The sequence below is a fragment of the Enterobacter sp. PI-10 genome (genome assembly GCF_027947695.1).
GTDB lineage: Bacteria > Pseudomonadota > Gammaproteobacteria > Enterobacterales > Enterobacteriaceae > Enterobacter > Enterobacter vonholyi.
Genome location: NZ_JAJNOG010000002.1, coordinates 576,160 through 603,012, shown reverse-complemented (window position 1 = coordinate 603,012; position 26,853 = coordinate 576,160). Strand labels below are relative to the sequence as shown.

Below are 26,853 nucleotides of genomic sequence, written 5' to 3'. Positions count from 1 at the left end.
ACAGATTAAGAGATTAAATAAATCATGATGCCTTCGGTCACGACCCCGATGGCCGTGCCAATTAATATGGAAGAGGATGCGGTATCAATATAGGTATCGCTGCGCAACGCAAACATCCCCGCCGCAATCGCGGAAGGTGTTGCGCCAATAATTACGACCTGCTGTAGTAAGGTATGGCTCAGGCCAAAGGCGAGCCCGGCGGCGGCCATCATTGCTGGCTGAATTAAGTTTTTAATACTGATATTGGTAAATGTCTGCACGTTCAGTTTTGGACGTTCGCCGTAAAACAGCAGGCCGAGGGCAAACAGGGACAGTCCGCCTGAAACTTTGCCAACCATCTCAATAGGCATGCTGAGAATAGCAGGGATTTGCACGCCGGCCAGGCTGAGCAATACGCCGGAGACCGGGATCCAGACGATAGGGTTGCGTGCCGCTTTGATGAGGTTTTGCACGATCATCGCGCCCGGATGCAGCGCCTCCAGGCCATCATGACCGCTTTTATCACCCATACGAATCAGGACGATAGTCAGGGGGATCATGATAACGCTGGTAATAATATTGCCGATCAGCACGCCGATAAATCCTTCCGGCCCAATCAATACCGCCAGAACCGGTGCGCCAAAGTAGGCCATATCAGGAAAGGCGCAAACCAGAGACTGAATGGCGCTGGTTTTGATATCGTGGCGAAAAACGTAGCGTGAAATAAATAAGGTCAGCAAATACGATCCCATTAAACCGACCACCAAAACGGCCATAAAGGTCAGGTTCTTAATTTTATTTGGATCGGTATGCAATGCACCAATAAAAAGATGAAAAGGAAGGGCGAAACGAATCACCACGGTTGCCATGACGTTTGCATCTTCACGCCGGGAATATCCCAACTTTCCACTTAGCCATCCAAGTAACATAATAAAGACGAGTGGAAACAGTGACTGTAATAGTAATGAAGGCATAGTATTTCCTGTAGGGTATTTTATGTGTTTTATTGCAGCGCTAATCTAGCGCTTAGAAAGCAGGGCAGGAGTGACAAGGGTCACACTCTCTCTGGTTTAATTAATTTCAAAAAGATTGCATTAGTTGAATAACTAATGCTTTCGTCAAATATTGATAAGGCGCAAGAAAGCGATGCTGATCATCATAAATAACTTTAGTTACTTAATGATGAATTAAGTTATTTAAAGATAAAGGGCCGTATTGTTCACATTTCTCCCGGCAGGCTCGTGATAATTTCATATTGAGCCTGGTTTAAGAAAAGGCCATCTAAGTCATTATTTATATTTAAAAACATTTATTCGTATCAGGAATAGCTCCAGTTTATTCCTTTCTCTGTATATCCGAACACAATTTTCAGGTGATTATATGAAAGATAATCCTGTACCGACTTCTGAGCTGTCTACCTCGCGTTTCGCCTTTGGGCTCAGCAATACCGAGGTGGGCACGGTCCCGTTGATGCTGTTCGTCGGGATTGCCGCCATTGTGGCGACGTCCGCCTGGGCAGGGCTGCTGCCGAAAAATATGATTGGCGGACTGGCGGTCATCATGACCCTTGGTTTTGCGTTTGCCAAAGTGGGGCGTCAAATCCCGGTACTGAAAGATATCGGCGGCCCGGCGATCCTGTGCCTGATGGTCCCCTCCGTACTGGTCTATTTTGGCGTATTCGGGAAACATACCCTTGATACCGTGCATCTGCTGATGAAAGAGGCGAATCTGCTCTATTTCGTCATCGCCTGCCTGGTAGTCGGCAGCATTCTGGGGATGAATCGGGTGCTGCTGATCCAGGGGATGATGCGCATGTTTGTTCCGCTGGTGGCGGGAACATGCATGGCCGTGCTGAGCGGCCTCATTGTGGGCTCACTGTTTGGTTATACGCCTTACCACACCTTCTTCTTCATCATTGTGCCCATCATTGGCGGCGGGATCGGCGAGGGGATTTTGCCGCTGTCCCTGGCCTATTCGGCAATACTGGGGCAGACGCCTGACGTCTACGTTGCGCAGCTGGCACCCGCTGCGGTCGTTGGGAATATCTTCGCCATTATTTGTGCGGGCTCGCTGGCGCGACTCGGCGCGAAACGTCCTGCGCTCTCGGGAAATGGCATGCTCACGCGGAGTAAAGACGACGCCAGCCTGTTTGCCGGGGCGCAAAGCACGCAGCAGACGGATTTTCATCTGATGGGCGGCGGGTTACTGATGGTGTGCGCGTTTTTCATCGTCGGCGGACTGTTTGAAAAACTGGTGCACATTCCCGGCCCGGTGCTGATGATCCTGATTGCCGTTCTGTGTAAATACTTCAGGGTGATCCCGGCCTCAATGGAGCAGGGCGCGCATAGCTGCTATAAATTCGTCTCGGCTGCGCTGGTCTGGCCGCTGATGATCGGCCTCGGGATGTTATACGTGCCGCTTGAGAGCGTGGTGTCGGTCTTCTCGGTGGGATACGTGGTGGTATGCGGTTCGGTTGTGATTGCGATGGCGCTGAGCGGCTACGTTATTGCGTCGCGTCTGAATATGTATCCTGTGGAAGCGGCCATTGTGACCTGCTGCCACAGCGGGCTGGGCGGAACGGGGGACGTGGCCATTTTGTCCGCGTCTAACCGGATGTCGCTCATGCCGTTCGCGCAGATCGCCACCCGCATCGGCGGCGCGTCGACGGTGATTTTCGCCACGCTTCTGATGGGCTGGATTATGGCGCACTGATCCGAAACGTCAGGATACTGAATCGCAACGACATTTACAGAGTGTCGCTGCGGTTCAGTCCTTTATAAAACTCACCGCGCTGTATAGAATTACCGCAGCCACAGCGACGGGATACCACACGATGACCGGAAGAGTTGATTATCTGATTGAAAAATATCTCCTTACCGAAGCCGCCGAACCGGAGCGCCTGACGCGCCAGTGGGCGGAGGTGCTGGAGGAGTGCCGTGAGCAACAGGCCGGTGCGGAGGATCGTCTGCGTCTCGCGCTGCTTAATGTGGATTACGTCACCAGCTTCGAGCTGCCGTTCAGGCTGCTCCTCACCCGCGCGCCCCAGCTGATTGACGCTGTCAGAAAAGAGCTTCAGCTCAGTCAGAAAAATGTTCTGTTTAACGGCAAGCGCTTTGGCTGCGTCTACAGCCTTAAACGGGATCTGGACGGCATACCTGACGAGTTTACCTATCACCTGAAGACGCGGATCCAGCGCAGTGACGCCACGGGTGCGACGGAAGCGTCTTACCGACAAATTGCCCAGCAGGTGAAAGCGCCAAAGGAACGCCTCAAGCTGGCGCTGGACAACGGGCTGTCTGTAACCGCGCTTGACGGGCTTTTCTGGTTTGGCATTCAGCGCATCGCGGCCGATGTACAACGGCTACGCAAAACAGGGATGCGGATAGTGACGTCCAACGCCGAGGTGTTCGATACGCTGACCAAAACAACCCGGCAGGTCCCGGTCTATCGCCTGGAAGGGACTCAAATTACTTAACCTGCAGCAGGATCGCCATCAGTCCCGGAAAGCGGGTATCCAGATCGTCTCGTCGCAATGAAATCATGTTTTCGCGTCCCTGCGGACGCTGCCAGATGACCCCGCTGTCGCGCAGTACGCGCCAGTGATGGGTCATCGTGGACTTCACCACATCTTCCGGGCGCAGCGCGTTACAGCTCAGTTCGCTGCCGTCGGCCAGCCGGCGAATTATCGCAAGCCGGAGCGGGTTGCCGAGGGCAAACAGCACATTTTCCAGCAGTATTTGTTCAGTTTCAGGGTGGTTAGGGATCATCGTTTTCCTGCGTATGGCGTCAGATTGAGCTATATCAACAATAGGTCAACCCTTAAAAAATAGTTCGATAATACTCGTACAATAGGACTATTATAGCAAACGAACGAATGCACGACCATCCTGGTCGTCACAGACAAGTCATAAGACTTAAGGAAATATCATGCCCCGACCCATCCCTCTCGAACGTTATCGCAACATCGGTATCTCCGCGCATATCGATGCCGGTAAAACCACTACCACTGAGCGCATCCTGTTTTATACCGGGATGAGCCACAAGCTGGGTGAAGTACACGATGGCGCGGCAACCACAGACTGGATGGCGCAGGAGCAAGAGCGCGGGATCACGATCACCTCGGCGGCCGTCAGCTGCTTCTGGCCGGGTATGGACAGAGGATATGAACCGCACCGGATCAACATCATCGACACCCCGGGGCACGTGGATTTCACCATTGAAGTGGAACGTTCCATGCGCGTGCTCGACGGCGCCGTGATGGTGTATGACTCCGTGGGCGGCGTGCAGCCGCAGTCGGAAACCGTCTGGCGTCAGGCCAATAAATATCACGTTCCGCGTCTGGCCTTCGTTAACAAAATGGACCGTCCGGGTGCCGATTTCTTCCGCGTCGTGCGGATGATGCAGGAACGCCTGAAGGCCAATCCGGTGCCGATTGTCATCCCGGTGGGCGCAGAAGATCGTTTCACCGGCGTGGTGGATCTCATCAAGATGCGCACCATTCTGTGGGACGATGCAACGCAGGGCATGGTGTTTACCTATGCGCCCGTGCCGGATGATTTAGTCAGCACCGCCCAGGAGTGGCGTGAAAAAATGGTCTCTGCGGCAGCGGAAGCCAGCTATGAACTGATGGACAAATACCTGGAAACGGGCGACCTGTCGGAAGCGGAAATCATCAAAGGGCTGCGTATTCGCACTATCTCGGGCGAAATCCAGCCGATGCTGTGCGGCAGCGCGTTCAAAAATAAAGGCGTGCAGCGCATGCTCGATGCGGTGATTGAGCTTATGCCGTCGCCGCTGGACGTGCCTGCTATTGATGGCGTGGATGAAAAAGGGCAGCACGCGGAGCGTCACCCGAGTGATGATGAGCCGTTCTCGGCCCTGGCGTTCAAGCTGATGAGCGACCCGTACGTTGGTCAGCTGACCTTTATCCGCGTGTACTCGGGCGTGCTGCGTAAAGGCGACGCGGTGTATAACCCGGTGAAAGGGAAGAAAGAGCGTATCGGGCGTATCGTGCTGATGCATGCCAACGATCGTCACGAGGTGGACGAACTGCGCGCGGGGGATATCGCGGCCTGCGTGGGGCTGAAAGACGTGACCACCGGTGACACGCTCACCGATCCGAACGCCGTCATTACGCTTGAGCGCATGGAGTTCCCGGATCCGGTGATTTCGCTGGCGATTGAGCCGAAAACCAAAGGCGATCAGGAGAAAATGGGGATCGCGCTGCAGCGTCTGGCGGCGGAAGATCCGTCTTTCCGCCTGCATACTGACGAAGAGTCCGGCCAGACCATTATCTCCGGGATGGGTGAGCTACATCTTGAGATCATCGTCGACCGCATGAAGCGTGAGTTTGGCGTCGAGGCGAACATTGGTCGTCCGCAGGTAACCTACCGCGAAACCCTGCGTAAAACGGTGAAGGATATCGAAGGCAAATTTGTCCGTCAGTCCGGCGGCAAAGGGCAGTACGGCCATGTGGTGCTGAGCCTGGAGCCGCTGGAGCCTGGAAGTGGTTTTAAATTTGAAGATGCCACTAAGGGCGGCGTGGTTCCGCGCGAGTATATTCCGTCCGTTGAGAAAGGGCTGCGGGAAGCGATGAACAGCGGCGTGCTGGCCGGCTATCCGGTTGTAGACGTCAAAGCGACGCTGACGTTTGGCTCGTATCATGACGTTGACTCCTCGGAGATGGCGTTCCGCATGGCGGCGATCCTCGGCTTTAAAGAGGGCGCCCGCAGGGCGGACCCGGTGATCCTTGAGCCGATCATGCATGTGGAGGTGGAAACGCCGGAAGAGTACGCCGGTAACATCATGGGCGATCTCTCTTCCCGTCGCGGTATGGTGCAGGGGATGGCGGAGCAGTACGGCAGCCAGATTATTCGCGCTGACGTGCCGCTGGCCGAGATGTTTGGCTATGCCACGACATTGCGCTCGATGTCCCAGGGACGCGCGACGTATACGATGGAGTTCCATCATTTTGCGGAAGCTCCGCGGAATGTTGCGGATGAGATTATTGCGCGTCGTGCGAAGTAATACGGTCACCCTCTCCCAATTGGGGGAGGGTTTTCTCAATCCAGCGTCTTCACCATCTTCCCGCTCGCCACAAACGTCCCGGCCCCAAGATGATGCAGGGTATTCAGCTTATCCCCGTCAAACTGCCAGCGTCCGGCGACAAAGGCGCGTTCATCGGCTGCCGCTGAAACCACTTCACCAAACAGCGTATCGTATTTTTCTGCCGCGGAGGTGACGGGTAGTAACCGACACTCCATCCACGCCAGACATTTTTCTTCAATCATCGGCAGGCCAAGCTCAGGACCGTTCACCACCGGGATCCCGTAGCAGTTGAATTTGTCTTCATCGCGCCCGCTGACGCTACCGACGGCGTATGTCCAGTTTGCCGCCGCCACGCCGGGGATGACGATGCCAAACTTTCCGCTGCGCTCGATCAGCTCGCGTGACCAGGTACTTTTATCCACGACGATCGCGATGCGCGGCGGTTCAAACTCAACGGGCATTGACCATGCGGCGGCCATCACGTTACGTCTGTCGAGGCTTTCATCCCGACTGGTGATAAGCACAGTAGGGCCGTGGTTCAGCAGACGGCTGGCATGACGTAATTCAACAGGGCGAAAGTGGCTCATAGGATCTCCTCATCTACACCGATGATTATGGCGAAAAAGCACGTAAATCAAAGTGAGTGGGTAAAATTAGTTTATAAACAGAACATCACAATCAAAGGAAACTGATGCATGTCCCCATTCCTGACCGCCTTTTTCGCCCGCATCGGCTGGACGCAGCCGACACGGGTGGATATCGATACCCTGCGCGCGCTGCATTTACATCACAACTGTGCGATCCCTTTTGAGAATATCGATGTCGTTCTGCCGCGCGAAATCCAGCTTGACGATCGGTGCCTCGTTGACAAGCTGGTCACCGCACGTCGCGGAGGCTACTGCTTTGAGCAAAACGGCCTGTTCGAGCGCGTATTGCGTGAGGTCGGATTTACGGTGCGCAGCGTGCTGGGACGCGTGGTATTAGCGAGTCCGCCGCAAATGCCGCCGCGCACGCATCGCCTGCTGCTGGTTGAGCTTAACGGTGAGCGCTGGATAGCCGATGTCGGGTTTGGCGGCCAGACGCTGACGGCGCCGATTCGCCTGCTCGCTAATGAAGAACAGGAGACGCCGCACGGGCTGTACCGTCTGCTGAGCGAGGGCAACGACTGGGTGCTGCAGTTCCGTCACCACGAGCACTGGCAGTCGATGTACCAGTTTGACCTGACGACGCAGTATTTCAGCGATTACGTGATGGGGAATTTCTGGTCGGCGCACTGGCCGCAGTCGCATTTCCGTCATCATCTGTTGATGTGTCGCCATCTGCCGGACGGCGGCAAGCTGACGCTGACCAACTTCAACTTTACCCACTGGCAGAATGGCCATGTGGAGGAGCAGATCCATTTGCCGGATGCCGAGGCGCTTTACCAGTTGATGCAGAAACGCTTTGGACTGGGCGTTGACGATGCAAAACACGGATTTTCCCTGGCGGAGCTAACGGCGGTAATGGCGGGCTTTGATACACATCCTCAGGCCGGGAAATAATGCGCAAAGAGGGGGCTGTTGGCCCCCGACAACTTCACTTCTGAGACGGGGGAGTAAATAACTCGAGGGTGATTAATTTATCCAGATGATTGTTAAACGCGGTTTCATCCATTTCGGGCATGTTTAAGATATACATCCCGTCAAGACCGCATACCAGGCCAATCAAGCGCCAGGCGATATTTTCTGCCCGATCGCCAGGACGAAATACCCCGGCCTCCGTTCCCGCGCCGATCAGCGCCACCGTTTCCTGATGCCACATTTCCATGGTCATCACATAGGCGCCTTTGATATCGGCATCGCGGCTGGCCAGGATCTGCGCTTCGCGCCACAGGCGAATATAGGGCTCGAACCTGCCGTCATCGCTGCCGAGCATGGCATGAAGCTGCTCCCGCCATCCCGCCTGTTTACCCGCGACATCCGCATCTAACAGCTCGCGAATTAACCGTACGAAGGCCAGCGATTTTAGCTCTCCGCCAGAGGTAAAATGATGGTGAACCTGTCCGGTCGCAACCCCGGCTTCAGCCGCAACGCGGCGTACCGTCATTGCCGCCAGTCCTTCGGCCAGCGCCACGCGCATGGCGGCCTGTAAGATGGCTTCGCGCCGTTCATCCTTGCTCAGATATCGCATCGTTACTCACTCTCAATGGGAACGAAACGAGTGTAACAAAAAGCTGGACACGCGTTCAACTTTACGTAGGATCGCAATCTGGACATGTGTCCAGGTTTAAAATGAAAAGGAAATTTATGTTTCGTCAGTGGTTAGCGTTAGTGATTATCGTGCTGGTGTATATCCCGGTCGCGATTGACGCGACGGTGCTGCACGTGGCGGCGCCAACATTGAGCATGACGCTGGGCGCCAGCGGTAACGAATTATTGTGGATCATCGATATCTACTCGCTGGTGATGGCGGGTATGGTGCTGCCGATGGGCGCCCTGGGGGATCGGATTGGTTTTAAACGACTGCTCATGATTGGCAGCACGCTGTTTGGCCTGTCGTCGCTGGCGGCAGCGTTTGCCCCTTCAGCAGGATGGCTGATCGCGGCGCGCGCCTCGCTGGCGATCGGTGCTGCAATGATCATTCCTGCCACCCTGGCGGGGATCCGCACGCTGTTTACCGACGCGAAAGATCGCAACATCGCGCTCGGCGTCTGGGCGGCGGTCGGTTCCGGCGGGGCGGCGTTTGGCCCGCTGATCGGCGGTATGCTGCTGGAGCATTTTTACTGGGGATCGGTGTTTTTAATCAACGTGCCGATTGTGCTGGTGGTGGTTTCGCTGGCCGCGCGTTTTGTCCCTCCTCAGCAGGGACGCCCGGAGCAGCCGCTGAATATCAGCCATGCCATCATGCTGATCGTGGCGATTTTGCTGCTGGTCTACAGCGCCAAAACCGCGCTAAAAGGCGCGCTGTCGCCGTGGCTGGTAGCTTCCGCGCTGGTGACCGGCTCGGTGCTGCTGTTTATCTTCGTGCGTATTCAGCTGCGCGCCCGCGTGCCGATGATCGACATGCGCCTGTTCTGTCACCGCATCATTCTGAGCGGCGTGGTGATGGCGATGACCGCCATGATTGCCCTGGTCGGTTTTGAGCTGCTGATGGCCCAGGAGCTGCAGTTTGTTCACGGCTTTACGCCGTTTGAAGCGGGCATGTTTATGCTGCCGGTGATGGTCGCCAGCGGGTTCAGCGGGCCGATCGCGGGCGTGCTGGTTGGGCGTTTGGGGCTACGCATTGTCGCTGCGGGGGGCATGGGGCTTAGCGCCGTCAGCTTTATCGGCCTGTCGACGCTCGACTTCAGCACGCAGCAGTGGCAGGCGTGGGGGCTGATGGTGCTGCTCGGCTTCAGTGCCGCCAGCGCGCTGCTGGCCTCGACTTCCGCCATTATGGCTGCCGCGCCGAAGGAGAAAGCCGCCGCCGCAGGGGCGATTGAAACCATGTCCTATGAGCTGGGGGCCGGGTTGGGGATTGCCATTTTTGGCCTGCTGTTGACCCGCAGCTTCTCGGCCTCGATTGAGCTGCCGCAGGGGCTGGACGCCTCGCTCGTCGACAAAGCCTCGTCATCGATTGGTGAAGCGATGAAGGTGGCGCAGAACCTGACGCCGTCTCTGGCTGAGCCGGTGATTGAGGCGGCGAAAAGCGCGTTTATTACCTCCCACAGCGTGGCGCTGGGCAGCGCGGGCGGAATGCTGCTGTTGCTGGCAGTGGGGATCTGGTTTAGCCTGGCGAAGGTCAATCCGCAGTAAACCGCGCGGTAAAACAGGGCGAGCGGTTGGCGCGGGCGGGGCTGATGGGCTATGTTTTTTACAGGATTATCTGACTCTTGCTGGAAAATATGAGCCCTCGCCACAGCAGTGAACCGTCCCAACCGCTTTCCCGGTTAACCCTGCTTGCGGGGGGCGCGCTGGGCGTTGTTTTTGGTGATATCGGCACCAGCCCGCTCTATACCTTCCGCACGGTGCTGTCGCTCTCTGAGCATGACCCTACGCCAGGCGTCATCCTGGGCCTGCTCTCTCTTATTACCTGGACGCTTATCCTGGTGACCTCCATCAAGTATGCCGCCTTCGCCATGCGAATTGATAATCATGGTGAGGGAGGCATTATGGCCCTGATGTCGCTTCTGGTGGAAAAAGGCAAAGGCGGTCGCTGGGTCATTTTTGCTGCCCTCATCGGCGCCGCGTTAATTTACGGAGATGGCGCGATAACCCCGGCCATCTCCGTGCTTTCCGCTCTGGAAGGGCTGGAGATGGTCATTCCGGAGTCCCAGCCGTACATATTACCCCTGACGGTGGCGGTGTTGCTGGCGCTGTTCCTGATCCAGCCTTTTGGTACCGCCCGCATAGGGAAGATATTTGGCCCGGTAATGGCGCTGTGGTTTCTGGCGATTGCGGTCCTGGGCGTGCGGGGGATTGTTCAGCACCCCTCGGTATTGCTGGCCCTCAATCCTGCGTACGGCATCGCGTTTTTGTTTTCGAACGGGTACACCAGTTTTCTGGTCCTGGGCGGCGTATTTCTCTGCGTGACGGGGGCCGAGGCGCTGTATGCTGACATGGGGCATTTTGGTAAAAAGCCCATCTGGCTTGCCTGGTACGGCGTCGTCTTTCCTTCGCTGCTGCTCAACTATGCTGGCCAGTCAGCGCTGATTCTGGCCGGTGCCGACAGCAAGCAAAACCTTTTCTACACGCTCTGTCCGCCTGTGCTCCAGGTTCCGCTCATCGTTCTTGCCGCGCTGGCGACGATCATCGCCAGTCAGGCGATTATTACCGGCGCGTTTTCCATGACGCGTCAGGCGATTCAGCTCGGCTGGCTACCACGATTACGCATCAAGCAGACGGCGGCAGAAAGCTACGGTCAGATTTATATCGGGATAATCAACTGGCTGCTGATGGTAGTAACCATCGGGCTGGTGGTGTTCTTTAAATCCTCAGATAAGCTTGCAGCGGCGTACGGGATTGCCGTGTCATTAACTATGCTGACGACTACGGGGCTGTTGTTTGTGGCGATGCGGGAAGTGTGGCGCTGGAGCCTGGCCAGCAGCGCGGTTATTGCCCTCTGCTTCCTGGTGATTGATGCCACCTTCTTGTTTGCCAATCTGATTAAGGTCCTGGAGGGCGGCTATATTCCGCTGCTGATGGCCGCAGCGATTTGTACGGTGATGCTGATTTGGCACCGCGGCGTTAAGGCGGTATCCGCATCGGTGGGCGAGAAGGGCGTCAGCGTGGATGCGTTCTTTGCCCAGCTACAGCAAAAGACGGTGCCCAGAGTGGCGGGATCTGCCGTCTTTTTGACCCGCACGCAGAACAATATCCCGCCGGTAATGCGCTGGCACGTCGCGCGAAACCGGGCGCTACAGCAGGACGTGTTGTCGCTGACCATTGATATTCTCAACGTGCCCTACGTCGGGGAAGAGCAGCGTATCAGGGTGGAACAGCGCGCGCCGGGCTACTGGCACGGCGTTGCACAGTATGGCTTTATGGAACACCCGGACATCCCGCGTTTGTTGCAGGGCGTCAGCGAGATTAACGCGCTTTTCGCCACCGATGACGCCACCTGGTATGTCGGGCATGAAACCATTGTGGCAGGCGAAGGCGGGTCCGGTATGGCGGCCTGGCAACGGCACATATTTGCCTTCATGAAGCGCAACTGCACGCACGTCATCAACCACTACCATCTTCCTAGCGATCGGGTGGTTGAAATTAGCCGGCGCGTTGCCGTCTAGTTTCGCTCGCGCCGTTCTAGCTCTCCTGGGCCGCGGACAGGACGCTATGCAGCAGCACATTCGCCCCTTTTTCCGACCACTCAGGCAGGATCCTCTCCGCTTCGTTATGGCTGACGCCTTTCACGCAGGGGATAAAGATCATGCTGGCGGGCGCAATTTTGCTGACATAGCAGGTGTCGTGTCCCGCACCCGAGACCATCGGTTTCGACGAATAGCCCAGTTCCGCCACGGCCTTCTCCGAACGCGCCAGGCATTCGGCATCAAACGCGATGGGCGCGTAGTCAAAAATGCGCTCAACGAGAGCCGACACGCCGCGCAGGCTCAGGCTTTCAGCCACCTTATGCAGCGCCGCCTCCATGGCTTCCAGCGCCGCCTGCGCCGGATGGCGAAACTCCACGCTGCATACCACGCGAGACGGCACGACGTTGCGCGAGTTTGGCGTAACCTGCGCCATACCGATCGTCGCGCGTCCGTCCGGCGCATGCCGATAGCCGATCTCTTCCACCTTCAACGCCAGCTCCGCGAAGGCGGTCAGCGCGTCGCGGCGGCTGTGCATCGGCGTGGTGCCCGCGTGGGCGGCAAATCCGTCCAGCGTCAGGGTAAACCAGCGCTGGCCCATGGCCGCGCGGACGAGCCCGATATCCAGGGCTTCGTCCTCCAGAATCGGTCCCTGTTCGATGTGCAGCTCGTAGCAGGCGTGAACCGGAAACGCGCGGGCAGGGGCTTCACCCCGGTAGCCGATGCTCTCCAGCGCTTCACCTACGGTGATACCGTCGATATCCGCGCGGGCATGGGCGTAGGCTTCGCTAAACTGTCCCGTCCAGACCCCTGATGAGAGCATGGCTGGCGCAAAGCGCGCGCCTTCTTCGTTAGTCCAGTTCACCAGCACAACGTCACGCTCGGTCTCAACGTTATTATCGTTAAGGGTTCGCAGCAGCTCCAGCCCGGCCAGCACGCCGTAAACACCATCGTAGTTCCCCCCCAGCGGCTGGGTATCCAGGTGCGAACCGGTCATGACCGGGGCAAGCTGCGGTTTTTTCCCGGCGCGACGGATAAACATATTGCCCATGCTGTCGACGTCACAGGTAAAACCGGCATCCAGCGCCCAGTCGCGCAACAGGTTGCGCGCAATACGATCTTCCTCGCTCAATGCCAGACGGGTGACGCCACCGGCGGGCGTGCCGCCGATCTGCGCCATCATCTCAAGCGTTGACCACAGCCTTTCGGCGTTGACGCGGATCATGTCTTGTCCTTAGTGCTGCGGTAGCGGAAATCACAGCACGAACCGCCCTGCATGATGGTGGTGGTGCGGGTTAGCTCTACGTCGGGCGCATAGCCAACGATAAATTTTTCATCGCGCGCGCAGGAGAGCAGGTGACCAATCTCGCCCAGCCCCATCTCGTGATACATCTCCGCGTAGCGACAGCGGGTCACGTTATAGTTGTACTGCTGGTCGTCGGCGTCGATCACCTTGACCTCCAGGGCATTATCTTTCTCCCACAGATACTGTAGGGCGATAAAGCTCTTTACGTCCGCGCCGTTGGGCTCTTTGCTGGCAAACGCTTTGCCTGCGTCAATTGCGGCCTGCTCAATAGCCTCGCCAATCACAGCCTGGGCGCGGGCTTTCCCTATCTCGCGCACCAGGATTTCATAAATTGGCTTAATAATTTCGGCTTCAATTTTGCGGCGGGCGAGAATGCCCAGCTCGTTATTATCACTCATCACATTGCCTCGCTGCGTTACTTCGCTTTTGCGCCGCCCAGCACGGTCTGCGGCTGCCATTTGCCGTCGACAACCTTATAGACCGTGAACGACGGCGATTTCAGGTTACCTTCTTTATCAAACGCGATCTGTCCGGTGACGCCGGAATAGCTGATGGCGCGCAGGGCTGGCAGATAGTCTGAGGGCTCAACGGAGTTTGCTTTTTCCATTGCCGCAACCAGCACGCGGGTAGCGTCATAGGCGAACGGGGCGTGCAGTTCGATATGGGTGTGGTAGCGGGACTGATAGGCCTGTTCGAATGCCTTTCCACCCGGCATCTGGTCAACGGGCAGACCCGGCTCCAGTGCCACAACGCCTTCGCCTTCTTTCTGCGCCAGCTTCAGGAACGTCTGGCTGACGAATCCGCCTGCGCCCATCAGCGTGGCGTTCATGCCCAGCTGTTTGATGCGACGGGCCAGCGGTGCGGCCTGGCTGTCGACGCCGCCGAAGAAGATCAGATCGGCGTTTTTACTGCGGATGGCGGTCAGCACGGCGCTGAAATCGACCGTTTTGTCATCCACGTACTGACGATCGACAATTTTCACGCCCTGCGCTTCCAGCGATTTAATAAACTGGTCTGCAAGCCCCTGACCAAATGCGGTACGGTCATCGATCACCGCAATCCGTTTGGCTTTCAGGGTATTCACCGCGTACTGGCCGGCGAGCTGGCCGCCGTCATCGTCGTGGCCCATCACGCGGAAGCTGGTGTCAAAACCCTGTTTGGTATAGGCGTGACCGGTCGCGACCGGTGCCACCTGTGCGATGCCCGCATCGTGATAAACGCGGGCCGCTGGAATGCTGGTGCCGGTGTTCCAGTGATCGACCACGCCCGCCACGCCGCTGTCCACCAGACGCTGTGCGACGGCTACGGCGGTGCGCGGGTCGGACTGATCGTCTTCGGACTGCAGCTTGAAGGTCACCGCTTTGCCACCGATGGTCGGGTGCTGCTTGTTAATGTCGTCAATTGCCAGCTGCGCGCCGTTCTCCAGATCTTTACCGATACGGGCAGACGGGCCGGTCAGCGGCCCCGCCAGACCGATGACCACGGTTTCACCGTCGGCGGCCCACGCGGACGTGGAGGCAAAACTACCGAGCAGAATAGCGGCGCTGAGCGCACTGATTTTTACTGTTTTCATGGTATTTCCCTGATGTTGGCTGGTGTGGTTAAACGGGCATTTCGCCCAAATAAATCTGTGCAATCTGGTCGTCGTTAAGCAGCGCTGTCGATTCGCCATGATGAACAATGCTGCCGCTGTCCATCACCCATGCGCTGTCGGTGACTTCCAGCGCGAGACGGGCGTTTTGTTCGATGAGCAGCAGGGCGACGCCGCGCTCGCGCAGCCCGGCTATGACGGCAAAAATGTTCTCGACCATCTTCGGGGCAAGGCCCATCGACGGTTCGTCGAGGATCAGCAGGCGCGGGCGGCTGAGCAGGGCGCGGTTAAGGGCCAGAAGCTGTTGCTCACCGCCGGACAGCAGACCGGCAAGCTGATGCTGGCGTTCGCCCAGGCGCGGGAAGCGCTCGAACACCTCGTTCATCTCACGCTTAACGGTGACAGTGTCACGCCTGAGCCACGCGCCCATCTGCAGGTTTTCCAGTACCGTCATGCGGGAGAAGATCCCGCGGCCCTCCGGGACCATCACCAGTCCGTCGCGAAGCAGGGCCTCCGGGCTCTGTTTACGCACCGCTTTACCGCTGAATTCAATACTGCCGCTAAAGCTTTCCAGCCCGGTAATGGCGCGCACGGTGGAGCTTTTCCCCGCGCCGTTCGCGCCGATCAGCGTAGCCTGCTCGCCCTCGCGCAGGGTAAAGGAGACATCGCGTACGGCCTGAATGCCGCCGTAATGCACGTCCAGACGTTCTACCTTAAGTAATTCAGACATGAGCGTGACCTCCAAGCCAGGCGGCGATCACTGCCGGGTCGCGCCGCACGCTCTCCGGCGTGCCGCTGGCAAGCGTTTTGCCGTAATCAAGGACCGTCAGGCGGTCGCAGATGCCCATCACCAGCTTGACGTCATGTTCAATCATCAGCAGGGTTTTGCCGTCATCGCGGATGCGGATGAGCAGTTCGCCGAGCGCCACTTTTTCCGCCGCGTTCATACCGGCGGCGGGCTCGTCCAGCGCCAGCAGCAGCGGATCCGTTGCCAGCGCGCGGGCGATTTCAAGGCGACGCTGATGACCATAGGCCAAATCGCACGCGCGATAGTGGGCGAAATGCGCAATGCCGGTGTACTCCAGCCAGTGCCAGACCAGTTCGCGGGTCTGCTTTTCTTCCTCGCGAGCGCGTTTGTGGCGGCTCAGCGCGGCCCACAGACCGTTACGGGTGCGCACGTGGCGGCCCACCATCACGTTTTCCAGCACCGACATCTCGTTGAAGAGGCGAACGTTCTGGAAGGTGCGCGCAATTCCTGCGGCGGTGACTTTCTCAATGTGCTTTGGAAAATAGGGCTTATCGGCAATGGAGAATTCGCCGCTGTCCGCCGGATAAAGCCCGGTGATCAGGTTAAAACAGGTGGTTTTTCCCGCCCCGTTAGGACCAATCAGGCCGTAGATCTCGCCCTTGTTCACGGTAATGGAAACGTCATCCACGGCGGTAAGGCCGCCGAAGCGTTTTGTCATGTTGCGTACGGTTAACAGGCTCATGCTTTCGCCTCCTTGTGGCGTACCGGCCAGATCCCGGACGGACGCACCAGCATCACCAGCACCAGTGCCAGACCGTAAAACAGCTGACGCAGCACTTCCGGGTCAATCAGCACCGTACCGAACAGCGCCTGCTGAACCGGCGCTGCCTGGCTGCGCAACAGTTCCGGCAGGGCGGTAAGCAGTACCGCGCCGAGGATCACCCCCGGAATGTGCCCCATACCGCCCAGCACCACCATCGCCAGTACGGCAATGGATTCCTGTAACGTGAAGGATTCCGGGGAGACAAATCCCTGAAACGCGCCGAAAAGCGCACCCGCTACGCCGCCAAAGGAGGCCCCCATCGCAAAGGCGAGCAGCTTATAGTTACGCACGTTGATGCCCATCGCGCGGGCCACATCTTCATCCTCGCGGATGGCGTGCCAGGCGCGACCAATACGGGAATGCTGCAGGCGCAGGCAGACAAAAATAATCGCCACAATCACCAGCATCAGCAGGTAGTACCACAGCCACAGGGCGGGTACTTTGAAACCAAACCAGTGGTAGACGCCGCTAAACTTCAGGCCGAACAGGTTCAGCGTATCCACTCCGGTTATGCCCTTTGCGCCGTTGGTGATGTTCACCGGACGGTCGAGGTTGCGCATCAGGATGCGGATGATTTCGCCAAAGCCGAGGGTCACTATCGCCAGGTAGTCTCCGCGTAGCTTCAGCGTGGGCGCTCCAAGTAAAATGCCGCAGACGGCCGCGACGAGCGCAGCCAAAGGAATAATCAGCAGATATGACGTGTGCAGCCCGTCCGGGAACCAGACGCCAAGAACAGGAAACACCTCCAGCAGGTGTGGAGAGGCCATCAGCGCAGCGAGATAAGCGCCAACCGCGTAAAAGGCGATAAAGCCCATGTCCAGCAGGCCGGTATAGCCGACCACAATATTAAGCCCGAGCGCCAGCATGATGTAGAGCAGGGCGAAGTCGATGACGCGCACCCAGTAGTTGCCGCCAAGCTGCGTGGCCACCACGGGAGCAATCAGCAGCGCAAGGCAGAACAGGCTCATGCCTGACCAGAATTTGCGTGTCGTCACCGGGGTCTGGAGTTGAAGTGTTGTCATGGTATTCCTTACGCCCTGTGCGCCACGCGCTCGCCCAGCAGGCCAGCCGGACGGAAGACCAGCACCAGAATCAGCACCATAAAGGCAAAGACATCCTGATAGTTGCTGCCAAATACGCCGTGGGTCAGTTCACCCAGGTAGCCCGCGCCCAGCGCTTCGATAATGCCGAGCAGTATCCCGCCGATCATGGCGCCACGAATGTTGCCAATGCCCCCCAGCACGGCGGCGGTAAAGGCCTTGATCCCGGGCAAAAAGCCCATCGAGAAGCTGGCGTTGCCGTAGTTGCTCGCCATCATTACGCCTGCCAGCGCGGCGAACACGCCGCCAATGGCAAACGTCAGGGTGATAATGGCGTTTGGGTTAACCCCCATCAGCGTGGCCACGCGCGGGTTTTCCGCCACGGCGCGCATGCCGCGCCCCAGACGGGTGTATTCCACCAGCAGCCACAGCCCGGTCATCACAGCCAGTGCCAGCGCCACGGTGACAATTCCGGTAACGGTCACGATGGCGGGCGGGTGCGCTTCGCTGCCGGACGTGACGGCGATAGGGTCCATCGGCAGGATCTGCGGGAACATCAGCGGGTTGCGCGTCCAGATAATCATCGCCACGGTTTGCAGCAGGACGGAGACGCCGATACCCGAGATCAGTGGCGCCAGGCGCGGTGCGTTGCGCAGTCGACGGTAGGCAAAGCGTTCAACGGCCATTGCCAGCACGGCGCAAACGGCCATGGCAATCACCAGGGCAACGCCAAGCTGCAACAGCAGCGGCATTTGTGGAAAGGTGGTATTCAGGGCGTTTATGGCGGAGAGCGTGGTGAGCGCACCGACCATCAGAATATCGCCGTGAGCAAAGTTAATAATGCGCAAGATGCCATACACCATGGTATAGCCCAGCGCGATCAGCGCGTAGATGCTGCCCAGCATCACACCGTTGATCAGTTGTTGTATGAGTGTATCCAACGTCTGTACCCGCAAAGTGCTCGTTCTGCGGCTACCATCCAATAAATGAATTAAATTGTAAAATACGCATCCATTATTTCTTATGATAAATAAATATTGTTTTATCTTTATGATTTATATGAAGATAGTTAATGCCTGTTTTGGGGTGAAAAGCCTAAAGAAATCAACATATGAATAAAACAGAACAATTGGCGAGCCTGACGGCGTATGCAGAAAGCCGACTGGCAAACGATCCGCCGCTTCGGGCCGTACGTGCGTTCGAGGCCATCGCCCGGCTGGGCAGCGTCACGCTGGCCGCGCAGGAGCTGGACATCTCTCCGTCGGCCGTAAGCCATCAGCTCAGGGTGCTTGAAGGGTATCTGCAAATGCCGCTCACGGAGCGTCAGGGGCGCAGGCTGGTGCTGAGCCAGCACGGGCGGGAATATTACCGCTCTATCCGCGCGGCGTTTAACGTGCTGCGCCAGGCGACGGAGCACCTGGCGGAGCAGGCGCAAACGCGTCAGGTCACCATCAGCCTGATCCCACTTTTTGGTATGGGGTGGTTTATCCCACGTTTGCCTGCGTTTATGCGCGCCAATCCGCAAACCGAGATCAACGTGGTGTATGCCAACCATCGTAACTATCTGAGCGACGCGTCGGATATGTCGATTCGTTTTGGCAACGGGCAGTGGGCGGGCTATCAAAGCGAAAAGCTGATTTCCGGTCAGATGGTCCCGGTGTGCAGCCGCGCGTTTTTGCGCATTCACGGCCATATCGACACGCCCGAGCAACTGCTGCAAATGCCGCTGCTGCACGATGAGGAGCGCAGCACATGGGCGCAGTGGTTTGTACAACAGGGGGTGAAGCGCCCCGTGCGCCGCAGCGGTCCGATGTTTGAGGATGGTCTGCTGACGCTGGCGGGCGTTCAGGCTGGTCTGGGGTGTGCGTTAATGCGTGAGCCGCTGATTGCGCCTTATCTTGAGAGCGGCGAACTGGTGAAGATATTTGACCTGCCGATTGATGACGGGCGCGACTATTACCTCTGCGTGCGTACTGACTCAGAGATGACTGAAGACGGCAAGCTGCTGCAAAACTGGCTGCGTCGGGCGGCGGGTGGGGAGTCGTCTGGCGGGTAAAAGAGGGAGATAAAAAAAGCCAGCTTGTGCAGCTGGCTTTTGTACATACAAGATTTAGAACTGGTAGGTCAGACCCAGCGCAACGATGTTGTCGGTACCGATGCCTGCCTGGCGAGTGAACTGGTTATCGTCGAGCAGGTTGATTTTGTAATCCACGTAGGTGGACATGTTTTTGTTAAAATAGTAGGTCGTGCCAACATCGATGTATTTAACCAGATCCTGGTCGCCGAAGTTTTCGATGTCTTTACCTTTAGACTGCAGGTAGGCGATGGATGGACGCAGGCCAAAGTCGAACTGATACTGAGCCACAACTTCGAAGTTTTGCGCCTTGTTTGCAAAGCCGTAGATGTCGCTGCGATTACCGTTAGAGGTACCGAAGCGGGTTGCGTTATAGGTCTGAGAGTACTGTGCCGCGAGGTAAATGTTGTTCGCGTCGTATTTCACACCACCGCTGTATACTTCTGCGCGGTCGCCTTCACCGTATACGCCAGCCGCATTCTGGTCAGCGGTACGACGGGAAGAGGACATTGCACCACCTACGCTGAAGCCTTCGCCCAGATCGTAAGTCAGGGACGCGCCGTAGCCGTCACCGTTCTGGTTCAGCAGGCTGCGGCCGCTGGTGTTTTCACCGCTTACGCTGCCGTTTTTGCCCTGGTACTGCAGAGCAAAGTTCAGGCCGTCAACCAGACCAAAGAAGTCCTGGTTACGGTAGGTCGCAACGCCGTTAGCACGAGACTGCAGGAAGTTGTCGGCACCGTAGGTGTCACCGCCGAATTCTGGCAGAACGTCGGTCCAGGAAGTCACGTCGTAAATTACGCCGTAGTTACGACCGTAATCAAAGGAGCCTGCTTCCGCGAACTTCAGACCTGCAAACGCCACACGGGTCCAGGACTGGTTGTCGCCTTCGTCTTTGTTACCCTGAATCTGGTATTCCCACTGGCCGTAGCCGGACAGCCGATCGTTAACCTGGGTTTCGCCCTTGAAGCCGATACGCATGTAGGTTTTATCGCCATCTGCGCCAGCGTCATCAGAGAAATAGTGCAGACCTGTTACTTTACCGTACAGATCCAGCTTGTTACCGTCTTTGTTGTAAATTTCGGCAGCGTTAACAACGCCTGCTGCCAGCATGGAAGTGACTGCCACTGCAACTAATTTAAGTTTCATCTTAAATATTCCTTATAATTTTTTTCAGTATTTCCTGAACCACTGTGAACGATTTCTAAACGAGGCTGTTCGTCAATGGCATGGTATTTTTAAGAATCTCGTAGTCTTATTTCAATAATAAGTTTCAAAATATTAGAGATAATTTCAATTAGTGTGATCTCGATCGTGCGAGAAGGCGATTATTCAAACAATATGGCCGGATTTTATACGATTAATGGTTATTTAGTCAGTGGGATTATTGCTTTTAAGATAATTTCTGATGGTTTTAGTCTATTGCGTTATATTTCGCAATTTCCGAGGGTTTGGTGGGTGAGGTATCGCCTGTTTCTCCTTAAAAACAATGGGTTGATTTAATTTTTCAACGTCTATTTCTTATATTTCATTAAAGCTGCCAGGGCTGAATTATTGCATGTAATGCTATGCAGAGCGTTAATGTTTATTACTGACTAATTTCACTGGGTTGTCAGTTTACGTCAACTCGCTTCAGGTGGCTTTACAGAAGGCGCTCAATATAAACCGAACTTAAACAGACGCTCTATTATTATGATAAATATTCTGTGGTGCGATCACATTTTAAATTTATGTTAATTATGTTGCCGGGTTGAAATTAACCCGGCCGCTGGAGAGGCGCTATTGTCTTGTTGCGTACCAGCAGAGCAACGACCCGGCGCAGACCATCAGCGCCCCTTGCCAGAACGAGAATGAAAGGGGAGAGCTTAGCACCGCGGCGGCAAGCGCGGCAGAGAGCACGGGGGTAAAATAGGATACGGCAGCCAGAACCGTGACGTTCCCGTGCAGAATGCCAATATTCCATGCGGCGTAACCAAACCCAAGCGCGATCCCGCACATGACGAGCTTCACCACCACCGGAAGCGTGAACACCATCTCGGGCTGATCGCTCAGAAAATATTTCACCCACAGGCTCAGCGCGGTCAGCAAAACAAACAGGGTAATACCGTTTTGTCCTTTCGCAAATTTGCTGGTGACGGTGCAATAGGCGGCCCAGATAAAGGCTCCGGCAAACGCCAGCGCGTAGCTCAGAGGGCTGGAAACGACATTGCGGGTTATTTCCTCAAGGTGTAACCCTTCTTCACCGCCCAATACCCAGCAGACGCCCAGCAGTGAAATGACCAGGCCGGGGAGCACCCACAGGGTAGACTTTTGCCCGTTGAACAAAATCGCAAATACGATCGTCAGGCTTGGCCAAAGGTAATTCACCATACCCACTTCAATCGCCTGAGCGCGCGTCGCGGCATAGCCCAGCGACAGCGCCAGACATATTTCGTAGCTGACAAATAAAACGCTGCCGGCAATAAGATAGCGGAGTGAAAACCGCCTGAGATCAGGAAATCCTACCGTCACCAGACACAGTAATCCGCTGAGGGTGTAGATCATCGCCGCACCGCCTACCGGCCCAAGCCCCTCACTCACGCTGCGAATAAGGCCGACCATGGTGCTCCATAACAATATCGCCGCCAGCCCAATAAGCGTTGCTCTCTTTCTGTCCATTACTTCGTCATCGCAATAAAAATCAGAGGGAAAATGTATCGCAATCATCCTGATGCTGTCGTGAATTATTCTCTTAAACCGTTAATCAAAAAGGGGTAATGAAATGTTCCGGGGTTGACTATTAAGGGGGGGAAGGCAGATGACCTTGATTTGACGCAAAAAAATCAGGGGCTTTGCTGTTAGTTTGCGGCGCGAAATGTTTTCAGATAACGAGGACAACAATGGACGTCAGCCGCAGACAATTTTTTAAAATCTGCGCGGGCGGTATGGCCGGAACAACGGCAGCCATGCTGGGATTTGCCCCCAAAATGGCGCTGGCTCAGGCACGCAACTATAAGCTGCTGCGCGCGAAAGAGATCCGTAACACCTGCACATACTGCTCCGTGGGTTGTGGGCTTTTAATGTATAGCCTGGGCGATGGTGCGAAGAACGCCAGAGAAGCGATTTACCACATTGAAGGGGATCCGGATCATCCGGTGAGCCGCGGGGCGTTATGCCCGAAAGGGGCGGGGCTGCTGGACTACGTTCACAGCGAAAACCGCCTGCGCTACCCGGAATACCGCGCGCCGGGTTCTGATAAATGGCAGCGTATCTCCTGGGATGAGGCCTTCTCCCGTATAGCAGCGTTAATGAAAGCCGACCGCGATGCCAACTTTATTGAAAAGAACGCGCAGGGCGTAACGGTCAACCGCTGGCTTTCCACCGGGATGCTGTGTGCCTCTGCGGCCAGTAATGAAACCGGCATGCTGACGCAAAAGTTTGTGCGCTCTCTCGGCATGCTGGCGGTAGACAACCAGGCGCGCGTCTGACACGGACCAACGGTAGCAAGTCTTGCTCCAACATTTGGTCGCGGTGCGATGACCAACCACTGGGTTGATATCAAAAACGCGAATGTCGTGGTGGTGATGGGCGGTAACGCCGCTGAAGCCCATCCGGTGGGGTTCCGCTGGGCGATGGAAGCGAAAAACAACAACGATGCGACGCTTATCGTCGTCGATCCGCGCTTTACGCGTACGGCATCGGTGGCCGATATCTATGCGCCGATCCGCTCCGGTACGGACATTACGTTCCTGTCCGGCGTGCTGCTGTACCTGATCGAAAACAACAAAATTAACGCGGAATACGTTAAGCACTACACCAACGCGAACCTGCTGGTGCGGGATGATTTTGCCTTCGATGACGGGCTGTTTAGCGGCTATGACGCCGAAAAGCGCCAGTACGATAAAACGTCCTGGAACTATCAGTTCGATGAAAACGGCTATGCGATGCGCGATGAAACGCTCACACATCCGCGCTGCGTGTGGAACCTGCTAAAGCAGCACGTCTCCCGCTATACGCCGGACGTCGTGGAAAACATCTGCGGCACGCCGAAAGCGGACTTCCTGAAGGTGTGTGAGGTACTGGCCTCCACCAGCGCCGCCGACAGAACCACGACGTTCCTGTACGCGCTGGGCTGGACGCAGCACACCGTGGGCGCGCAGAACATCCGCACCATGGCGATGATCCAGCTGCTGCTCGGCAATATGGGGATGGCCGGTGGCGGCGTGAACGCGCTTCGCGGTCACTCCAATATTCAGGGCTTAACCGACCTCGGCCTGCTCTCGACCAGCCTGCCGGGCTACCTGACGCTGCCGTCTGAAAAACAGACGGATTTGCAAAGCTATCTGGCGGCGAACACGCCAAAAGCGACGCTGCCGGACCAGGTGAACTACTGGAGCAACTATCCGAAGTTCTACGTCAGCCTGATGAAATCCTTCTACGGCGATGCGGCGCAGAAAGAGAACGACTGGGGCTTTGAATGGCTGCCGAAGTGGGATCAGGCTTATGACGTCATCAAGTATTTCAACATGATGGATAAGGGCGACGTAACGGGGTATATCTGCCAGGGCTTCAACCCGGTGGCCTCCTTCCCGGACAAGAACAAAGTCGTTCGCAGCCTGAGCAAGCTGAAGTACATGGTGGTTATCGATCCGCTGGTGACCGAGACCTCCACCTTCTGGCAGAACCACGGGGAATCGAACGATGTCGATCCGGCGTCGATTCAGACCGAAGTGTTCCGCCTGCCGTCCACCTGCTTTGCGGAAGAGGACGGCTCCATTGCCAACTCCGGCCGCTGGCTGCAGTGGCACTGGAAAGGCCAGGACGCACCGGGCGAAGCGCGTAACGACGGCGAGATCCTCGCCGGGATTTACCACCGCCTGCGCGAGATGTACCGCACCGAAGGCGGTAAAGGCGCGGAGCCGCTGCTGAAGATGAGCTGGAGCTACAAGCAGCCCGATCGTCCTGAGTCAGAGGAAGTCGCCAAAGAGAACAACGGCGTGGCGCTGGCGGATCTGTATGACCCGAGCGGCAACCTGGTGGCGAAAAAGGGCCAGCTGCTGAACAGCTTTGCGCTGCTGCGCGATGACGGCACCACGGCATCGTCGTGCTGGATCTACACCGGCAGCTGGACGGAGCAGGGCAACCAGATGGCCAACCGCGACAACGCCGACCCGTCCGGGCTGGGCAACACCCTGGGCTGGGCATGGGCGTGGCCGCTGAATCGTCGCGTGCTGTACAACCGTGCATCGGCGGATATTAACGGCAAGCCGTGGGATCCGAAACGCATGCTGATCCAGTGGAACGGGGCGAAATGGACGGGGAACGATATCCCTGACTACAACACCGCCGCGCCGGGCAGCAGCACCGGGCCGTTTATTATGCAGCCGGAAGGGCTGGGACGTCTGTTTGCTCTCAACAAGCTGGCGGAAGGGCCGTTCCCGGAGCATTACGAGCCGATGGAAACGCCGCTGGGCACGAACCCACTGCACCCGAACGTGGTCTCCAGCCCGGTGGTGCGTATCTACGAAGACGACGTCCTGCGCCTGGGCAAAAAGGACAAATTCCCGTATGTGGGAACGACCTACCGCCTGACCGAGCATTTCCATACCTGGACCAAGCACGCGCGGCTTAACGCCATCGCGCAGCCGGAACAGTTTGTGGAGATAAGCGAGACGCTGGCGAAGGCGAAAGGCATTGCCAACGGCGATCGCGTGAAGGTGAGCAGCAAGCGCGGCTTTATCCGCGCGGTGGCGGTGGTCACCCGCCGCCTGCAGTCGCTGAACGTGCACGGCCAGCAGGTGGAAACCGTCGGTATCCCGCTGCACTGGGGCTTTGAAGGCGTGGCGCAGAAAGGCTACATCGCCAATACCCTGACGCCAAACGTCGGGGATTCCAACTCGCAAACGCCGGAGTACAAGGCGTTTCTGGTCAACATCGAGAAAGCGTAAGGAGCGATTCAATGGCGATGGAAACACAAGACGTTATCAAACGCTCCGCGACCAACCCGATAACTCCCGCGCCCCGCGCGCGGGACTACAAGGCAGAAGTCGCCAAGCTTATCGACGTCTCCTCCTGCGTGGGCTGTAAGGCCTGCCAGGTGGCCTGCTCTGAGTGGAACGACATCCGCGACGAGGTGGGGCACTGCGTTGGGGTCTACGATAATCCGGCGGATCTGAGCGCTAAATCCTGGACTGTGATGCGTTTTAGCGAAACCGACCAGAACGGCAGGCTGGAGTGGCTCATCCGCAAAGACGGCTGCATGCACTGCGAGGATCCGGGCTGCCTGAAGGCGTGCCCGTCTGCTGGCGCGATTATTCAGTACGCCAACGGGATAGTCGATTTCCAGCAGGACAACTGCATCGGCTGCGGGTACTGCATTGCGGGGTGTCCGTTTAATGTTCCGCGCCTCAATAAAGAGGATAACCGGGTATACAAATGTACCCTGTGCGTGGACCGCGTCAGCGTCGGGCAGGAGCCTGCCTGTGTGAAAACCTGTCCGACCGGGGCGATCCACTTCGGCACTAAAAAAGAGATGCTTGACGTGGCGCAGGCGCGAGTGGACAAGCTGAAAGCGCGCGGCTACGAGAATGCGGGCATTTATAACCCGCAGGGCGTGGGCGGTACGCACGTGATGTATGTGCTCCACCATAGCGACCAGCCCGAGCTGTACCACAACTTGCCGAAGGATCCGGCGATCGATACCTCCATTAACCTGTGGAAAGGGGCGCTCAAGCCTCTATCCGCGGCGGGCTTTATCGCCACCTTCGCTGGGCTGATTTATCACTACATCGGTATCGGGCCAAACAAAGAGGTGGATGACGACGAGGAGGAGCATCATGAGTAAGTCGAAAATGATAGTGCGCACAAAGTTTGTCGACCGCGCCTGTCACTGGACGGTAGTTATCTGCTTCTTCCTGGTGGCGGTGTCGGGAATTTCGTTCTTCTTCCCGACGCTGCAGTGGTTGACCGAAACCTTCGGTACGCCGCAGATGGGGCGCATTCTGCACCCGTTCTTCGGCGTGCTGATTTTCGTGGTGCTGATGTTTATGTTCGTGCGATTCGTCCACCATAACATCCCGGACAAGCAGGATATCCCGTGGGTGAAAGGGATCGTCGAAGTCCTGAAGGGTAACGAGCACAAAGTCGCGAAGGTGGGGAAATACAATGCCGGGCAAAAGATGATGTTCTGGACCATCATGAGCATGATTTTTGTGCTGCTGGTGACCGGGGTGATTATCTGGCGTCCGTATTTTGCACACTACTTCCCGATACAGGTGATTCGCTACGCGCTGCTGATCCACGCGACGTCGGCCATCATTCTGATTCACGCCATCCTGATCCATATGTATATGGCGTTCTGGGTGAAAGGATCGATTAAAGGCATGATTGAAGGGAAGGTGAGCCGCCGCTGGGCGCAGAAACACCATCCGCGCTGGTATCGTGACGTGGAACGGCTGGAAGCGAAACAGGAAAGTACGGAAGGGATCAAGTAAGACCTGCGCCG

The 26,853-nt window shown here is 56.9% G+C and carries 23 protein-coding genes; 10 read left to right on the top strand and 13 right to left on the bottom strand.

The annotated features are described in order from the left end of the window. Positions 1-5: 5 nt before the first annotated feature. Complete coding sequence (locus LRM19_RS07335; RefSeq protein ID WP_115875230.1) at positions 6-953, bottom strand: AEC family transporter; 948 nt, start codon at positions 951-953, stop codon at positions 6-8. Between the two features lie 406 nt (positions 954-1,359). Between LRM19_RS07335 and LRM19_RS07330 the strand changes: the two genes are divergently transcribed. Both LRM19_RS07330 and LRM19_RS07325 read left to right on the top strand, forming a co-directional pair. Next, positions 1,360-2,691, top strand: coding sequence for a 2-hydroxycarboxylate transporter family protein (locus LRM19_RS07330; protein ID WP_271367978.1), 1,332 nt, complete (start codon positions 1,360-1,362; stop codon positions 2,689-2,691). A gap of 121 nt (positions 2,692-2,812) precedes the next feature. Next, on the top strand, positions 2,813-3,454 hold the full coding sequence (locus tag LRM19_RS07325) for a helix-turn-helix domain-containing protein (protein WP_115875227.1): 642 nt from the start codon (positions 2,813-2,815) through the stop codon (positions 3,452-3,454). Here the strand turns inward: LRM19_RS07325 and LRM19_RS07320 are convergent. Continuing rightward, positions 3,447-3,746 (bottom strand): ArsR/SmtB family transcription factor, encoded by a 300-nt coding sequence (locus LRM19_RS07320; protein ID WP_149366980.1) that lies wholly within the window; start codon positions 3,744-3,746, stop codon positions 3,447-3,449. The genes LRM19_RS07325 and LRM19_RS07320 overlap by 8 nt on opposite strands. A 160-nt stretch (positions 3,747-3,906) precedes the next feature. Here LRM19_RS07320 and fusA point away from each other — a divergent pair, with 160 nt between their 5' ends. Beyond that, positions 3,907-6,006 carry an elongation factor G gene (fusA, locus tag LRM19_RS07315; protein WP_271367976.1) on the top strand — a complete coding sequence of 700 codons (2,100 nt, stop codon included), beginning with the start codon at positions 3,907-3,909 and terminating at the stop codon, positions 6,004-6,006. A gap of 35 nt (positions 6,007-6,041) precedes the next feature. Here fusA and LRM19_RS07310 read toward each other — a convergent pair whose 3' ends face one another. Next, complete coding sequence (locus tag LRM19_RS07310; RefSeq protein WP_271367975.1) at positions 6,042-6,614, bottom strand: flavin reductase family protein; 573 nt, start codon at positions 6,612-6,614, stop codon at positions 6,042-6,044. 108 nt (positions 6,615-6,722) lie between these two features. Between LRM19_RS07310 and nhoA the strand changes: the two genes are divergently transcribed. Further along, on the top strand, positions 6,723-7,568 hold the full coding sequence (gene nhoA, locus LRM19_RS07305) for an N-hydroxyarylamine O-acetyltransferase (RefSeq protein WP_271367974.1): 846 nt from the start codon (positions 6,723-6,725) through the stop codon (positions 7,566-7,568). A 34-nt stretch (positions 7,569-7,602) separates the two neighbouring features. Here nhoA and LRM19_RS07300 read toward each other — a convergent pair whose 3' ends face one another. After that, entirely contained in the window at positions 7,603-8,196 is a 594-nt protein-coding gene (locus tag LRM19_RS07300) for a TetR family transcriptional regulator (protein ID WP_115875218.1), read from the bottom strand. A gap of 116 nt (positions 8,197-8,312) precedes the next feature. On the opposite strand from LRM19_RS07300, the gene LRM19_RS07295 reads away from it, so the two are divergent. Together LRM19_RS07295 and LRM19_RS07290 are read left to right on the top strand one after the other, a co-directional pair. Beyond that, positions 8,313-9,800 carry an MFS transporter gene (locus LRM19_RS07295; protein WP_271367972.1) on the top strand — a complete coding sequence of 496 codons (1,488 nt, stop codon included), beginning with the start codon at positions 8,313-8,315 and terminating at the stop codon, positions 9,798-9,800. An 89-nt stretch (positions 9,801-9,889) separates the two neighbouring features. After that, the gene (locus tag LRM19_RS07290; RefSeq protein WP_271367971.1) at positions 9,890-11,773 is read left to right on the top strand and encodes a potassium transporter Kup; all 1,884 of its coding nucleotides are present in this window, start codon (positions 9,890-9,892) and stop codon (positions 11,771-11,773) included. Between the two features lie 16 nt (positions 11,774-11,789). Here LRM19_RS07290 and LRM19_RS07285 read toward each other — a convergent pair whose 3' ends face one another. The 7 genes from LRM19_RS07285 to LRM19_RS07255 are packed head-to-tail and all read right to left on the bottom strand — an operon-like array spanning position 11,790 to position 18,240. After that, positions 11,790-13,016 carry a Zn-dependent hydrolase gene (locus LRM19_RS07285; RefSeq protein WP_271367970.1) on the bottom strand — a complete coding sequence of 409 codons (1,227 nt, stop codon included), beginning with the start codon at positions 13,014-13,016 and terminating at the stop codon, positions 11,790-11,792. Next, complete coding sequence (locus LRM19_RS07280; RefSeq protein ID WP_133294496.1) at positions 13,013-13,495, bottom strand: L-2-amino-thiazoline-4-carboxylic acid hydrolase; 483 nt, start codon at positions 13,493-13,495, stop codon at positions 13,013-13,015. Before LRM19_RS07280 ends, LRM19_RS07285 begins: the two co-directional genes overlap by 4 nt. A 17-nt stretch (positions 13,496-13,512) precedes the next feature. Next, on the bottom strand, positions 13,513-14,670 hold the full coding sequence (locus LRM19_RS07275) for a branched-chain amino acid ABC transporter substrate-binding protein (RefSeq protein WP_271367969.1): 1,158 nt from the start codon (positions 14,668-14,670) through the stop codon (positions 13,513-13,515). Between the two features lie 28 nt (positions 14,671-14,698). Beyond that, positions 14,699-15,418, bottom strand: coding sequence for an ABC transporter ATP-binding protein (locus LRM19_RS07270; RefSeq protein WP_133294494.1), 720 nt, complete (start codon positions 15,416-15,418; stop codon positions 14,699-14,701). Then, positions 15,411-16,178, bottom strand: a complete 768-nt coding sequence (locus LRM19_RS07265) for an ABC transporter ATP-binding protein (protein WP_271367967.1) — start codon at positions 16,176-16,178, stop codon at positions 15,411-15,413. Before LRM19_RS07265 ends, LRM19_RS07270 begins: the two co-directional genes overlap by 8 nt. Then, complete coding sequence (locus LRM19_RS07260; RefSeq protein WP_271367966.1) at positions 16,175-17,281, bottom strand: branched-chain amino acid ABC transporter permease; 1,107 nt, start codon at positions 17,279-17,281, stop codon at positions 16,175-16,177. Before LRM19_RS07260 ends, LRM19_RS07265 begins: the two co-directional genes overlap by 4 nt. Before the next feature lie 8 nt (positions 17,282-17,289). After that, positions 17,290-18,240, bottom strand: a complete 951-nt coding sequence (locus LRM19_RS07255; RefSeq protein ID WP_271367964.1) for a branched-chain amino acid ABC transporter permease — start codon at positions 18,238-18,240, stop codon at positions 17,290-17,292. A gap of 170 nt (positions 18,241-18,410) precedes the next feature. On the opposite strand from LRM19_RS07255, the gene LRM19_RS07250 reads away from it, so the two are divergent. After that, positions 18,411-19,355, top strand: a complete 945-nt coding sequence (locus LRM19_RS07250; protein WP_111963631.1) for a LysR substrate-binding domain-containing protein — start codon at positions 18,411-18,413, stop codon at positions 19,353-19,355. A 54-nt stretch (positions 19,356-19,409) separates the two neighbouring features. Here LRM19_RS07250 and LRM19_RS07245 read toward each other — a convergent pair whose 3' ends face one another. Further along, positions 19,410-20,519, bottom strand: coding sequence for a porin OmpC (locus LRM19_RS07245; protein WP_115875197.1), 1,110 nt, complete (start codon positions 20,517-20,519; stop codon positions 19,410-19,412). Positions 20,520-21,149: 630 nt separating this feature from the next. Beyond that, positions 21,150-22,028 carry an aromatic amino acid DMT transporter YddG gene (yddG, locus tag LRM19_RS07240; RefSeq protein ID WP_115875195.1) on the bottom strand — a complete coding sequence of 293 codons (879 nt, stop codon included), beginning with the start codon at positions 22,026-22,028 and terminating at the stop codon, positions 21,150-21,152. A 221-nt stretch (positions 22,029-22,249) separates the two neighbouring features. Here yddG and fdnG point away from each other — a divergent pair, with 221 nt between their 5' ends. Genes fdnG through fdnI form a run of 3 tightly spaced genes read left to right on the top strand, consistent with a single transcriptional unit; the run spans position 22,250 to position 26,842 of the window. Beyond that, the gene (gene fdnG / locus LRM19_RS07235) at positions 22,250-25,297 is read left to right on the top strand and encodes a formate dehydrogenase-N subunit alpha (RefSeq protein ID WP_271367962.1); all 3,048 of its coding nucleotides are present in this window, start codon (positions 22,250-22,252) and stop codon (positions 25,295-25,297) included. Positions 25,298-25,308: 11 nt separating this feature from the next. Next, positions 25,309-26,193: a formate dehydrogenase subunit beta gene (gene fdxH / locus LRM19_RS07230; RefSeq protein WP_115875191.1), complete on the top strand. Its 885-nt coding sequence runs from the start codon at positions 25,309-25,311 to the stop codon at positions 26,191-26,193. Continuing rightward, the gene (fdnI, locus tag LRM19_RS07225; RefSeq protein WP_111963627.1) at positions 26,186-26,842 is read left to right on the top strand and encodes a formate dehydrogenase-N subunit gamma; all 657 of its coding nucleotides are present in this window, start codon (positions 26,186-26,188) and stop codon (positions 26,840-26,842) included. Before fdxH ends, fdnI begins: the two co-directional genes overlap by 8 nt. The last annotated feature ends 11 nt before the right edge of the window (positions 26,843-26,853 follow it).